Annotated in this window: 9 protein-coding genes; 6 read left to right on the top strand and 3 right to left on the bottom strand. The window is 69.0% G+C overall.

Features of this window, described 5'->3' with window-relative positions; genetic code table 11:
- Positions 1–168 precede the first annotated feature (168 nt).
- Positions 169–1,605: a sensor histidine kinase gene (locus ABWW33_RS24875; protein ID WP_353404184.1), complete on the bottom strand. Its 1,437-nt coding sequence runs from the start codon at positions 1,603–1,605 to the stop codon at positions 169–171.
- A complete protein-coding gene (locus ABWW33_RS24870) occupies positions 1,602–2,285 on the bottom strand; it encodes a response regulator (RefSeq protein ID WP_353404183.1) in 684 nt (227 codons plus the stop codon). The genes ABWW33_RS24875 and ABWW33_RS24870 overlap by 4 nt, the downstream gene beginning before the upstream one ends.
- Positions 2,286–2,587: 302 nt before the next feature.
- Between ABWW33_RS24870 and ABWW33_RS24865 the strand changes: the two genes are divergently transcribed.
- The 6 genes from ABWW33_RS24865 (at position 2,588) to ABWW33_RS24840 (ending at position 10,316) form a co-directional block, all read left to right on the top strand.
- Complete coding sequence (locus ABWW33_RS24865; RefSeq protein WP_353404182.1) at positions 2,588–3,757, top strand: porin; 1,170 nt, start codon at positions 2,588–2,590, stop codon at positions 3,755–3,757.
- Between the two features lie 19 nt (positions 3,758–3,776).
- The gene (locus ABWW33_RS24860) at positions 3,777–4,796 is read left to right on the top strand and encodes an ABC transporter substrate-binding protein (protein ID WP_353404181.1); all 1,020 of its coding nucleotides are present in this window, start codon (positions 3,777–3,779) and stop codon (positions 4,794–4,796) included.
- 99 nt (positions 4,797–4,895) lie between these two features.
- Positions 4,896–7,106 carry an ABC transporter permease gene (locus ABWW33_RS24855; protein WP_353404179.1) on the top strand — a complete coding sequence of 737 codons (2,211 nt, stop codon included), beginning with the start codon at positions 4,896–4,898 and terminating at the stop codon, positions 7,104–7,106.
- Between the two features lie 34 nt (positions 7,107–7,140).
- Positions 7,141–8,190: an ABC transporter ATP-binding protein gene (locus ABWW33_RS24850; RefSeq protein ID WP_176655467.1), complete on the top strand. Its 1,050-nt coding sequence runs from the start codon at positions 7,141–7,143 to the stop codon at positions 8,188–8,190.
- Positions 8,191–8,217: 27 nt separating this feature from the next.
- Entirely contained in the window at positions 8,218–9,816 is a 1,599-nt protein-coding gene (locus tag ABWW33_RS24845) for a methyl-accepting chemotaxis protein (RefSeq protein ID WP_353404178.1), read from the top strand.
- Between the two features lie 17 nt (positions 9,817–9,833).
- Positions 9,834–10,316 carry a PAS domain-containing protein gene (locus ABWW33_RS24840; RefSeq protein WP_176655465.1) on the top strand — a complete coding sequence of 161 codons (483 nt, stop codon included), beginning with the start codon at positions 9,834–9,836 and terminating at the stop codon, positions 10,314–10,316.
- A 32-nt stretch (positions 10,317–10,348) separates the two neighbouring features.
- Here the strand turns inward: ABWW33_RS24840 and ABWW33_RS24835 are convergent, their stop codons facing one another.
- Positions 10,349–13,093 carry a M16 family metallopeptidase gene (locus ABWW33_RS24835; protein WP_353404176.1) on the bottom strand — a complete coding sequence of 915 codons (2,745 nt, stop codon included), beginning with the start codon at positions 13,091–13,093 and terminating at the stop codon, positions 10,349–10,351.
- Position 13,094: the final 1 nt, after the last annotated feature.

Raw genomic sequence — 13,094 nt, 5'->3', positions numbered from 1 at the left:
GCTGGTTGTGGGCGACGAGTGCCGGCAGCATTGCCGGGCGGAGCCATGCGGGACTCTCGGGGGATGGGAGAGGGTTTGGCCAAGCCTGAGTATTGCCCAGGTATTGCCCAAGTATTGTAGATTATGTGGCCTGTCAGCAACAGTAGGGAAATTCTTATTTTGGGGTGATCAAGGCGGCGCCGAACCGGCATCCGATGTAAAAACCACATTTGCGTTCAATCCCACCGTCCCGCCCCCGGCCATGCGGTTGCTCAAGGTCAGGGCGGCGCCGAACACCTCGGCGATCTCGGCGCAGATCGCCAGGCCCAGGCCGAAACCGCTGCTGGCCTGCGACGAGCCGAACGGCTCGAAGCGGTGGACGTCGGCGCCTTCCGCCAGGCCGGGACCGCTGTCCCACACGCAGACCATGGTGCGGCCGGCGTCGGTGCCGATGCGGATGCCCAGCGCGCCGCCGCTCGGGGTGTGGCGGATGGCGTTGTCGAGCAGGTTGGACAGCAGCTCGCCCAGCATCCAGCGGTTGGCGTCGACGCGCAGCTCCTCGGCGGCGTCCAGTTCGAAGTTCAGTCCCTTGTCCGAGATCAGCGGCGACAGCGCCACCGTCACCTCGCGCGCAACGGCCGCCAGGTTGCAGGACTCGTGTCCGCCCCGGCCGCGCATCTGCCCCACCTTGGCCAGCGACAGCAACTGGTTGGCCAGGTTGGTGGCGCGCTCGACGGTGCCCGCCATTTCACGGATGATGACTTCGGCCGGCGCATCGCCGCGCAGTCCGGACTGCAGCTGCACCTTGAGCACCGCCAGCGGCGTGCGCAGCTGATGCGAGGCGTTGGCGACGAACTTCTGCTGCACCTCGAGCAGGTTGCGCAGCCGGCCCATCAGCTGATTCAGCGCGGCCACCACCGACTGCAGCTCGAACGGCGCGCGCGGGGCGCTCAGCGGCGACAAGTCCTCTTCCCGGCGCTGCTCGAGCTGCAGCCGCAGCGACTCGAGCGGACGCAGCGCGCGCATCACCACCAGCATCGTCAAGCCCGCCACGAACGCCAGCAGCAGCAGCTGGCGCCAGACGGTGCCCCACAGGATGGCCTGCACCGCCGATTCGCGGAACGACAGCGGCTCGGCGATCTGGATCACGGCGCCGTCGTTGGGCAGGCCGGAATTGACGGGCTGGAAAATCGCCGCGATGCGCACCGGCGCCGTGCCGTACATGCCCTCGTACACCTTCAGCAGCGTCGGCGCCGGATGCGGCCCCGGCCGTCCCTGCGCGCCCGGCGCGTACGACGGCAGGTCGAGATCGCCGGCGATGACGCGGCCGCGCAGGTCGCTGACCTTGTACATCATGCGGGTCGAAAAGCCGGCCTCGTACACTTCCAGCGTGGCGAAGGACACGCTCACATGCATCTGCTGCTGCTCCACCCGGATCTGGTCGCCGACCGAGTACGCGGTGGTCACCAGCATGCGGTCATAGGCGGAATTGACGGCGTTGAGCGCGTTGTAGTACAGGCTGATCGAGCCGAACACGATGTACAGCGCCAGCGGGCCGAGGATGCCCAGCAGCAGATAGCGGCGCAGCGAATGGGCCGGCAGCAGGCGCCGCAGCGCCTGCCTCATGGCTTGGCCGCGCCGCCCTGCGGGCGCAGCAGATAACCGAGGCCGCGCAAGGTCATGATCTCGGTATTGGTGGCGGTGAGCTTCTTGCGCAGCCGGTGGATGATCACCTCGATCACCTCCAGCTTGGCGTCCTCCTGGCCGGGGAACACCAGCTGCCCCAGCCGTTCCTTGGTCACCGCGTGGCCCGGCCGCGCCATCAGCGCGCGCAGCAGCAGCTGCTCGCGCGGCGACAGTTCCAGCGCCTCGTCGTGGACATAGAACGCGCCGGTGCTGCGCTCGTAGCGCAGGTGGCCGCATTTCTGCAGGCTTTCGTCGGCGCCGCTTTTGCGCCGCAGCAGCGCGCGGATGCGGGCGTCCAGCTCCTCCAGGTCGAACGGCTTGGCCAGGTAATCGTCGGCGCCGGCGTTCAGCCCGGCGACCCGGTCGCCCACCGCGCCGCGCGCCGTCAGCACGATGACCGGCGTGGCGATGCCCTGGTCGCGGATGCGCTGCAGGATGTGCAGGCCGTCGAGGCCGGGCAGGCTCAGGTCGAGGATCACCAGGTCGTTGTTGCCGTCGCGGATCAGGCGCAGCGCGGTGGTGCCGTCATAGCAGGGCGTGACGGCGAAGCCGCGCCGCTCCAGCGCGCGCAGCAGCGCGGCGGACATGTCGGCGTCGTCTTCTACGAGAAGTAAATGCATGGTCGGTAGCGCTGAGTTTCGGGGATATCCCTTTATACAGGCGAATGCCCGGGTGCGCCACAAAATGGCGCGGCGGCCGCCCGCTTGAAAGCAAACTGAAAGGGACGTGAAAGGCGGGTGCAAGAAAGCGGGGATTTTCGGGGTCCGGCGATTAGGATTTCCGAAAAAAGCGAACTAGACTGCGCCACATCGGGATCCCAAACCGGTCCCCCGATGTTCATCCGGCAGCCGCATTCCAGCCCTGGCGAGCGACCGGCACATAAAAAAACGCGGCGCTGCAAGCGTCGCACGAAGGAGACACCATGCACCAGAACACCAAGGCCGCCGTGTGCGCGGCCATCGCCGCACTGGCCGTCAGCGCCGACGCCCAGGCCCAGTCCACCACCACCGTGTACGGCATCGCCGACGCCCAGTTCGAGCGGGTCGAAACCAGCGGCAGCACCACTCCGACCCAGGACAAGCCGGCCAGGTACCGCCTCAGCAACGTCAGCTCGGAACTGGGCGTCAAGGCCTCGATGGCGCTGGGCGACGGCATGACCGGCCTGGCCCAGTACACCACCGGCATCAACGTCGACAACGCCAGCGGCAACACCAGCGCCGGCATGTTCGGCAACGCCAAGGACAGCTTTGTCGGCCTGGCGATCGACAACGTCGGCACCTTCAAGCTGGGCCGCATGACGGCGGCCGCGCGCTGGAACAGCGGCACCGCCGACTTCTCGCCGATGGGCGCCGGCCTGCAGGACGACCAGGGCATGCTGTCGGGCGCCAGCGGCCAGACCGGCCTGGCCACGCCGTTCAACATCCGCCTGGACAATGTGCTGGCGTTTGAATCGGCGCGATTTGCCGGCCTGTCGGCGCGCGCCTACTTCAGCGCCAACGAGAACAAGAGCGCGGCCAGCACCGCCAACGGCGTCGCCCTCGACGACAAGAGCTACAGCCTGGGCCTGCAGTACGTCAACGGCCCGTTCGACCTGCGCCTGTCGCAGGAGCAGCGCAACGACAAGGGCACGCTGAACGCCTCGACCGACCACAGCACCCGCGACCGCGACTTCCGCTTCGGCCTGCGCTACGCGCTGAGCGCCGACACCACCCTCGCGCTCGGCTACGACCGCATGGAATTCACCGACGCCAACGCCACCGGCGCCGCCAAGACCAGCCTGAAGAAAACCGGCTGGGTGCTGGGCGCCAAGCACAACTTCGGCAAGCACGCCGTGTACGGCGGCTACGGCCAGGGCAGCGACATCCGCTGCAGCCTGGCCAGCGGCGCGGCCTGCAACGGCGCCGACACCGGCGCCAGCAACTGGGTGCTGACCTACAACTACAACTTCAACAAGCAGATGATGCTCGAGGCCTTCGTCACCCAGGTGCGCAACAAGGCGCGCGGCAAGTACGACTTCGACTCGGGCGGCGTCGGCCCGGCCGCCGGCGCCAAGGCCACCGGCTCGGGCATCGGCCTGCGCTACGCCTTCTAACCCCGCCACAGGAGACAACATGACTATCCATCGATGGCCGGCCGCCTGCGCGCTGGCCTTCCTGGCCGCGCCCGCCATGGCGGCCGACCAGGGCACGATCAACGTGATTTGCGGCGTCCAGGCCGAATGGTGCAACCTGGTGCAGACCACCTTTTCCCGTACCACCGGCATCAAGGTCAACATGGTGCAAAAAGGCGCCGGCGAGGCGCTGGCCCAGCTGACCGCCGAGGCGGCCAACCCGAAGACCGACCTCTGGTTCGGCGGCACCGGCGACCCGCACCTGCAGGCGGCCGAGAAGGACCTGACGCTGGGCTACCAGTCGCCCAACATCAACCTGCTGCGCGAGTGGGCGGCGGCGCAGGCCAAGCAGGCCGGCTACAAGACGGTCGGCATCTATTCCGGTCCGCTCGGCTTCGCCTACAACACCGAGCTGCTGGCCAAGAAGAAACTCAAGGCGCCGCTGTGCTGGGCCGACCTGGTCGATCCGCGCTACAAGGGCGAGATCCAGATGGCCAACCCGAACTCGTCCGGGACCGCCTACCTGGTCATCGCCACGCTGGTGCAGCTGACCGGCGAGGAAAAGGCGTTTGAATACCTGAAGGGCCTGCACAAGAACATCAGCCAGTATCCGCGCTCGGGCACCGGGCCGCTGAAGAATGTGTCGCACGGCGAAAACACCATCTCGATCAGCTTTGTGCACGACGTGCCGGGCGAGGTGTTGCAGAGCTTCCCGGTCAAGTCGGTCACGCCGTGCGAGGGCACCGGCTACGAGATCGGTTCGATGTCGATCGTCAAGGGCGCGCGCAACCTGGCCAACGCCAAGAAGTTCTACGACTGGGCGCTGACCGCCCCGGCGCAGGAGCTGGGCGCGGCGGCCAAGCAGTTCCAGCTGCCGTCCAACAAGGACGCCAAGGTCGATCCACGCGTGCCGGACATCAAGCGCATCAAGCTGATCAACTACGACTTCGAGAAATACGGCAAGGCTTCCGAGCGCAAGCGTCTGCTTGAACGCTGGGAAAAGGAAGTCAACGCCAACTAGCGAGCGGCCGCCGCCGGCGGCCCGCCTGGTTCCACCCTTTGCGTGTCCCGCGCCGGCCTCGACAGCCGGCGCGCGCTGCGACACGCCCGGAAGATAGACATGAACAAGAAAACACTCTTACGCGCCGGCGCCGGCGCCGGCGCCTGGATCTGGCTGGCGCTGTGCGCGGCGCTGCTGCTGCCGTGGTACGCGCTGCCCGACGGCTTCGACTGGCTGCGCGACGCCGGCCACATGGCCGGGCAGGCCGACACCGCCAGCGCCTGGTACCAGGCCGCGCGCTACCAGCGCGCCTGGCTGTGGGCGCCGCTGGCGGCGCTGGCGTTGTGCGCGCTGGCCCTGCGCGGCAACAACCGCCGGCGCCAGGGCATGGGCCTGGCCGCCGCCGCCACGCTCGGCCTGCTGGTGCTGCTGGCCGGCGGCTTCCTGGTCGGCGCCGGCGGCTGGACCCTGCCGGCCGCCGTCAGCGCCGCGCTGCCGCCGGCGGCCGGACAGGCCGGTTTCGGCTGGGGCGCGCTGGTGCTGCTGGTGGCGCTGGTCATGCTGCTGGCCAACGGCGTGGCGCGGCTGGGCTACTTCCGCGGCGACGTCTTCGTCGCCTGCGCCGTGCTGTTCTGCGCCGCGCTGCTGATGCTGTTCATCGCGCTGCCGGTGCTGACCATGCTGGCGGGCGCGCTGTTCGGCGAGGACGGCGCGCTGAACCTGCCGATGGCGGCCGAGCGCATCTTCAACACCCGCATCTGGGGCCTGGGCTGCCTGGGCGCCGGCCGCGCCTGCGGCGTGGCGTGGAACACGCTGTTCCTGGCGCTGGCCACCGCGGCCGGCACCACCGTGCTGGGCGCGCTGCTGGCCTTGCTGACCGAGCGCGCGCTGGTGCGCGCCCGGCCGCTGGCGCAGATGCTGGCCACGCTGCCCATCGTCACGCCGCCGTTCGTGGTCGGCCTGGGCCTGATCCTGCTGTTCGGCCGCGCCGGCCTGGTCAACGAGGCCTTGCAGCAGCTGTTCGGCATCGAGCCGTCGCGCTGGTTCTACAGCGCCAAGGGGGTGTGGCTGGCGCAGATGGTGGCCTTCACGCCGATCGCCTATCTGATGATGCGCAGCGTGGTGCAGGCGGTCGCGCCGACGCTGGAAGAGGCGGCGCAGACCCTGCGCGCGGCGCCGATGAAGGCCTTCCTCAGCATCACGCTGCCGCTGCTGCTGCCGGGCCTGACCAACGCCTTCCTGGTCGGCTTCATCGAATCGATGGCCGACTTCGGCAACCCTATCGTCGTCGGCGGCAACTTCGCCGTGCTGTCGACCGAGATCTTCTTCGCCATCGTCGGCGCCCAGCTGGACCAGGGCAAGGCGGCCGCGCTGGCGCTGATCCTGACCGGCTTCGCGCTGGGCGTGTTCGCGCTGCAGCGCCGCGTGCTGGGCAAGGGCAGCTACACCAGCATGTCGGGCAAGGGCGACAACGGCATCCCGCCGCGGCTGCCCGCCCCCGTGCGCAGGCTGGCCATGGGCCTGGCGCTGCCGTGGCTGGCGCTGACCATCGTGATCTACCTGTTTGCCTTCGCCGGCGGCTTCATCCGCACCTGGGGCCGCGACTACAGCCTGACGCTGCAGCATTTCGGCACCGCCTTCGGCCTGGCCTGGGAACACGGCCCGGTGCTGACCGGCGCCGCCTGGGACTCGCTGTGGACCACGCTGCGGCTGGCCGGCGGCGCCGCGCCGCTGACCGCGATGGTCGGCCTGCTGATCGCCTACCTGATCGCCCGCGTCAAGTTCCGCGGCCGCGACACGTTCGAATTCTCGGCCATGCTGGCCTTCGCCATCCCCGGCACGGTGCTGGGCGTGGCCTACGTGATGCGCTTCAACGTGCCGCCGTTCGAGCTGACCGGCAGCGGCCTGATCATCATGCTGTGCTTCATCTTCCGCAACCTGCCGGTCAGCATACGCGCCGGCGCGGCCGCCTTCAAGCAGATCGACGCCAGCCTCGACGAAGCCTCCTCGATGCTGGGCGCCTCGACGCTGACGTCGCTGCGGCGGGTGATCCTGCCGCTGCTGCGGCCGGCGCTGGTGGCCTCGCTGGTGTATTCCTTCGTGCGCGCCATGACCACCGTGTCGTCGGTGATCTTCCTGGTCAGCGCGGAACACGAGCTGGCCACCACCTTCATCATCGGCCGCGTCGGCAACGGCGACTACGGCGTCGCGCTGGCCTACTGCACCGTGCTGACGCTGCTGATGCTGGCCGCCATCGGCCTGATCCAGCTGCTGGTGGGCGAGCGCAAGCTGGGCCGCCGCGCCATCGCCCCGCAGGCGGCGCGCGCCTGAGCGCCGCCCCCGCCCCACCCTTACGGAGTACACCATGAAAAACGGCATCGAATTCAAAGGCATCACCAAGCGCTACACCGACCAGGGCCAGTTGGCCGTCAAGGGCATCGACTTCTGCGTGCCGCAGGGCACGCTGACCACGCTGCTGGGCCCTTCCGGCTGCGGCAAGACCACCACGCTGCGCATGATCGCCGGGCTGGAAAGCCCCAGCAGCGGCGCCATCCTCATCGACGGCGTCGACGTCACCACGCTGTCGGCGGCGCAGCGCAACGTCAGCCTGGTGTTCCAGAGCTATGCGCTGTTTCCGCACATGACCATCCTCGACAACGTGCGCTACGGACTGACGGTGGCCGGCGTCGGCCGCGACGAGGCGGCGCGGCGCGCCGAGGCCGCGCTGGCCACGGTGGGCCTGGGCGGCTTCGGCGCCCGCTGGCCGGGCGAGCTGTCCGGCGGCCAGCAGCAGCGCGTGGCGCTGGCGCGGGCGCTGGTGCTCGAGCCGGCCGTGCTGCTGTTCGACGAACCGCTGTCCAACCTCGACGCCCGCCTGCGGCGCCAGATGCGCGACGAGATCCGCGCGCTGCAGCAACGCCTCAAGCTGACGGTGGCGTACGTGACCCACGACCAGAGCGAGGCGCTGGCGGTGTCGGACCAGATCATCGTCATGCGCGACGGCATGATCGCCCAGGCCGGCACGCCGGCCGACCTGTATGAGCGGCCCAACAGCGAATTCGTGGCCGGCTTCATGGGCGAGGCGCTGCTGCTGCCGGCGCAGGCGCGCGCCGACGGCAGCGTCTGGCTCGGTCCGCTGGCGCTGCCGGCGCGGCGGCAGCCTGCGCCCGGCGCGCCGGGCCCGGTGAAGGTGGCGGTGCGGCCGGAGGCCTGGCAGGTCGGCGACCGCGGCGAGCACCCGCTGGCCGGCACCGTCGTCAAGTCGACCTACCTGGGCGGCATCTACGAATACACCATCGACACCGAGATCGGCGAACTGTTCGTGGTCTGTCCGCGCATGGCGCGGCCGCGCGCCCCGGCCGAGACCATCAGCCTGTCGTTGCACGAGACCGGTGTGTCGGTTCTGATCGCATAACGCCGCGCGGCGGCTGAGGAGCATTCCATGGTCTCTCTTTCCCTGTCCAAAGGCAGCATCGGCGCCCGGCTGGCGCTCGGCTTCGGCCTGGTGCTGCTGCTGGCCAGCGCGCTGCTGGCGCTCGGCCTGTGGCGCATCAGCGCGCTCAACGCCGACGCCGAGCACATCGTCACCGAGCGCGTCGGCGGCCTGCGTCAGGCGCTGGAGATGCGCGAGGCCGGCGCCGCCATCGCGCTGGCGCTGCGCCAGGTGGCCGCCCCCACCGACGCCTCCGAGGGCGAGCGCGCCACCGTCCAGCTCGACGCCGCCCTGGCCCGCTACGCCAGCTCCGAAACCGCGCTGCGCCACGGCGGCGGCGACGCCGCCGTCATCCGCGCCGTCACCGCCAGCCGCGCCGCCGTGACGCCGGCCATCGCCGAGATCCGCCGGCTGGTCGCCGACGGCAACTACTTCGACGCCGCGGCCCGCCTCAAGGGCGGCTACGCGCCGCTGCATCTGCGCTGGATGGCCGCGCTGGAAAGCCTGACCACCGCCGAGCAGGACGCCATGCACGACACCCATACCGCGTTCCGCGACAGCTACCGGCTCACGCGCGCCGCCATGCTGGTGACCGGCCTGCTGACCATCGCCGCCGGCGCCTGCCTGGCGCTCCACATCACGCGCACCATCACCGTGCCGCTGCGCCACGCCAACCGCATCGCCGACACCATCGCCAGCGGCGACCTGACCGCCGTCATCGCCGCCGGCGGCAACGACGAGGCCGGCAAACTGATCGCCGCGCTCAAGATCATGCAGGCCAACCTGGCCGACGCGCTCGGACAGATCAAGCGCGGCAGCGCGGCCATCTCGCTGGCCGTCGACGACATCGCCGACGGCAACGCCGAGCTGTCGACGCGCACCGAATCGCAGGCCGGTTCGCTGAGGCAGACGGCGGCGTCGATGCAGGTGCTGACCGAGACCGTGCGCCAGAACGCCCACAACGCCGCGCTGGCCAACACCCTGGGCGCGGCCGCCGCCGACGCCGCGCAGCGCGGCGGCCAGGTGGTCGGCCAGGTGGTGGCGACGATGGGGGCGATCCGCAGCGGCTCGAACAAGATCGTCGACATCATCGGCGTGATCAACAGCATCGCGTTCCAGACCAACATCCTGGCGCTGAACGCGGCGGTCGAGGCGGCCCGCGCCGGCGAGGGTGGGCGCGGTTTCGCGGTGGTCGCGGCCGAGATGCGCAACCTGGCCCAGCGCTCGGCCGGCGCCGCCACGGAAATCCGCGCGCTGATCACCGCGTCGGTGGCGCAGATCGACGCCGGCGGCACCCTGGTCGACGCCGCCGGCGCCACCATCGCCGACATGGTGGCGTCGGTGCGCAAGGTGGCGCTGCTGGTGGGCGAGATCACGGCGGCCGGCCGCGAACAGAGCGCCGGCATCGAGGAGCTCAACCACGCGATCGCGGCGATGGACGCGATGACGCGCAAAAACGCCGCGATGGTCGAACAGGCCAGCGACGCCGCCGCCACCCTGCGCCTGCAGTCGGCCGGGCTGGCGCGGGTGGTGGCGCGCTTCGAGGCCGGCGACGCCGGACAGCGGCAGCTGGTCGCCGCCCCGGGCCGTACCGCGAAGTCCCTGTAGGCGGTTGGAGAAAAGTCATGCGTAGCAACCTGCCCGTCACCGGCGCCCAATACCTGCTGCGGGAGACGGAAAACCTGGTGTCGAGAACCGACCTGCGGGGATATATCACCTTTGTCAACAGCGACTTCGTCCGCGTCAGCGGTTTTTCCGAGGAAGAACTGCTGGGCGCGCCGCACAACATCGTGCGCCATCCGGACATGCCGGCCGTCGCGTTTGCGGATCTGTGGCGCGCCATCAGGCACGACCGCACCTGGACCGGCATGCTCAAGAACCGCCGCAAGAACGGCGACTACTACTGGGTCGAAGCGAGCGCCGCGCCGTTGTTAAAGGACGGCAAAGTCGTCGGTTACACCGCGATGCTGGCCATGCCCGCGCCGGAACGGGTGGCCCGGGCCGAACAAGCCTACCGGGCCATCCTGGACGGCAATTCCCGGCTCAGCATCCGCGACGGCGTGGTGGTCAAACAAGGCGTCTTCAGCCGTTTCATCACCGCCCTGTAGGCCAGGGCGGCGACAGGCGCCGCGATCCGCGCTTACGGCACCGGATTGCCGTCGGCGTCGATCTTGCGCACTTCGCCGAGGTTGAGTTCGCGCACGCCGGCTTCCACCTTGCTCAGGTCGCCCACCACCATCCAGGTCAGCTTGCCCGGCACGATGGTGCGCGCGGCCAGCGCGTTGGCCTGCTCGGGCGTCATCGACAACACCGTCTGGGTGAAGGTGTTGTAGTAGTTCTCCGGCAGCTTGTACTGCACGATCGCGCTGTAGGCGCCGGCCAGCTGGCCCGCCGTTTCAAACGAGCCCGGCAGGTTCAGCGTTTCGTTGGTCTGCGCGTTGACCAGCTCGTCGGCCGTGATCGGCCGGGCGCCGGCGATGCCGCCATATTCCTTCACCAGCTCCTGCAGCGCTTCGCGCGTCTTGTCGGTCTGCACCGGCGAGCTGCTGATGTACAGGCGCTGGCCCACCGCCGCCGGCAGGCTGCTGCGCACGCCGTACGACCAGTGCTTGTCTTCGCGCAGGTTCATATTGATGCGCGAGCTGAACACGCCGCCGAAGATGTTATTGACCACCTGCAGCTGCACCGCGTCCGGCGCGTTGCGCGGCGGCGCCAGCTGGACGCCGTAGATCACGCTTTGCAGCGCGCCCGGCTTGTCCATCAGGTAGACCACCGGCTTGTCCGGCGGCGCCACCTGCGCCACGTTTTTCTTCGGCACGTCGCCGGCCTTCCAGCCGCCGAAAGCCTTCTCCAGCAAAGGCGTGATCTCCGCCAGCGTGGTGTCGCCCACCACCAGCAGCGTGGCGTTGTTCGGCTTGAACCAGGTCTGGTGATACTTGACCAGGTCGCCGCGGCCGATGCGGGCCACGGCCGCCTCGGTGCCGGAGCCGGTCAGCGGCAGCGCGTAGGCGTGGCCCTTGCCGTAGATCAGCGCCGGCATCACGCGCAGCGCCATCGATTGCGGGTTGGATTTCTCGCGCTGGATCGCCGCCAGCTGGTCCTTCTTCAGGCGGTCCAGCTCGGTCTGCGCGTAGGCCGGATGCAGCAGCACGTCGGCATACACGTCCAGCGCCTTCGGCAGCGTGGCCTTGAGCGCGTTGAGCTGGACAAAGGCGCCGTCCAGGTTGCTGTAGCTGCTGAAGTTGGCGCCCAGCGATTCGAACTCCTCGCTGATCTTCAGCGCGCCGCGGGTCGGCGTGCCCTCCTCCAGCATGCGCAGCGACAGGCCGGCCAGACCGGGCAGGTCCTGCGAATCGGAGGCATAGCCGGCATCGACCATCATCGACAGGTTGACGATGGGCGCGGCATGGCGCTCGGCCAGCACCACCTTCAGGCCGTTCGACAGCGTGGCCTTTTGCATCGGTGGCAGGTTCAGCGATTCCGGCTTGCCCAGCGCCGGTTCCTTGCTGCGGTCCAGCTTGCCGTTGGCGGCCAGGCTGGCCGGGAACGGCTGCACTTCCAGCACGTAGTCGCCGTCGGCCAGCCACTCGTTCATGGCCTGCTTGATCTGCGCCGGCGTGGCCGCCTTGATCGCCTTCAGGTAATCCTTGTAGCAATCGGGATTGCCGGTGTAGGTGGTGCAGGACGCCAGCAGGTCGCTCTTGCCGCCGAAGCCGCCCACGCGCTCGACGATGCGGGTGAAGCGCGCCAGGATCGCGGTCTTGGCGATCTCCAGCTCGGCCGCGCTGGGGCCGGACTTCATCAGAGCGCGCAATTCCTCGTCGGCGCCGCGCTCCATCTTCGCCACGTCGGCGCCTGGGCGCGCGGTCAAGGTCAGGTCGAACTGGCCGGCGATCTCCGACGAGTCGTTGCTGGCGGTCGCGGTGGTGGCCAGCTGGTCCTTGTAGACCAGGCGCTTGTACAGGCGCGAAGTCTTGCCGCCGCCCAGCACGTAGGCGCCCAGGTCCAGCAGCGGTTCGGTGGCGGTGCTCGAACCGGGCACGTTCCACACGCGGTAGACGCGCGCCTGCGGTACGCGGTCCTGCACGGTGCCGCGATGGGTGCCGGTGCGCTTGGCGATCCACGCCTCATGCTTAGCCAGCGGCGGGCCGGGCGGAATCTCGCCGTAGTATTTCTCGACCTTCTCGCGCGCCTGCTCGGGCGTGATGTCGCCGGCGATCACCAGCGTCGTGTTGTTCGGGCCGTAGTTGGTCTTGAACCATTCCTGCACGTCGCTCATCGAGGCCGCGTCCAGGTCCTTCATCGAACCGATCACGGTCCACGAATACGGGTGGCCGGCCGGCCAGGTGTTTTCCGTCAGCAGCTGATACGCCACGCCGTACGGCTGGTTTTCGCCCTGGCGTTTCTCGTTCTGCACCACGCCGCGCTGCAGGTCCAGCTTCTTCTGGTCCAGCACGCCGAGCAGGTGGCCCATGCGGTCGCTCTCGGCAAACAGCGCGTAGTCCAGCATCGAGGTCGGCACGTTCTCGAAATAGTTGGTGCGGTCCTGGTTGGTGGTGCCGTTCAGGTTGTTGGCGCCGATGCGCTCCATCGCCGGCAGGTAGACCTTGTCGAAGTTTTCGCTGCCGCTGAACATCAGGTGTTCGAACAGGTGGGCGAAGCCGGTCTTGCCGGCCTTCTCGTTCTTGGAACCGACGTGGTACCAGGTGTTGATCGCGACCACCGGCGTCTTGTGGTCCTCGTGCACCAGCACCGTCAGGCCGTTCTTCAGCACGAACTTGGTGTACGGGATGTCGGGGATGGCGATGTCGGCGGCATGCAGGGCGCCGGCTGATAACAGTGCAATGGATGCCGCCAGGATGGTGCGGCGAAGAGACATAGTCATG

This window comes from Duganella hordei (assembly GCF_040369125.1).
Taxonomy (GTDB): domain Bacteria; phylum Pseudomonadota; class Gammaproteobacteria; order Burkholderiales; family Burkholderiaceae_D; genus Rugamonas; species Rugamonas hordei.
The sequence above is the reverse complement of the archived record's forward strand: the minus strand, read 5'-3'. Positions and strand labels throughout refer to the sequence as shown.

Excerpts from the sequence above, each read along its gene's own strand:
- ABWW33_RS24875 (WP_353404184.1), bottom strand. The coding sequence starts at position 1,605 with ATGAGGCAGGCGCTGCGGCGCCTGCTGCCGGCCCATTCGCTGCGCCGC.
- ABWW33_RS24870 (WP_353404183.1), bottom strand. The coding sequence starts at position 2,285 with ATGCATTTACTTCTCGTAGAAGACGACGCCGACATGTCCGCCGCGCTG.
- ABWW33_RS24865 (WP_353404182.1), top strand. The coding sequence starts at position 2,588 with ATGCACCAGAACACCAAGGCCGCCGTGTGCGCGGCCATCGCCGCACTG.
- ABWW33_RS24860 (WP_353404181.1), top strand. The coding sequence starts at position 3,777 with ATGACTATCCATCGATGGCCGGCCGCCTGCGCGCTGGCCTTCCTGGCC.
- ABWW33_RS24855 (WP_353404179.1), top strand. The coding sequence starts at position 4,896 with ATGAACAAGAAAACACTCTTACGCGCCGGCGCCGGCGCCGGCGCCTGG.
- ABWW33_RS24850 (WP_176655467.1), top strand. The coding sequence starts at position 7,141 with ATGAAAAACGGCATCGAATTCAAAGGCATCACCAAGCGCTACACCGAC.
- ABWW33_RS24845 (WP_353404178.1), top strand. The coding sequence starts at position 8,218 with ATGGTCTCTCTTTCCCTGTCCAAAGGCAGCATCGGCGCCCGGCTGGCG.
- ABWW33_RS24840 (WP_176655465.1), top strand. The coding sequence starts at position 9,834 with ATGCGTAGCAACCTGCCCGTCACCGGCGCCCAATACCTGCTGCGGGAG.
- ABWW33_RS24835 (WP_353404176.1), bottom strand. The coding sequence starts at position 13,093 with ATGACTATGTCTCTTCGCCGCACCATCCTGGCGGCATCCATTGCACTG.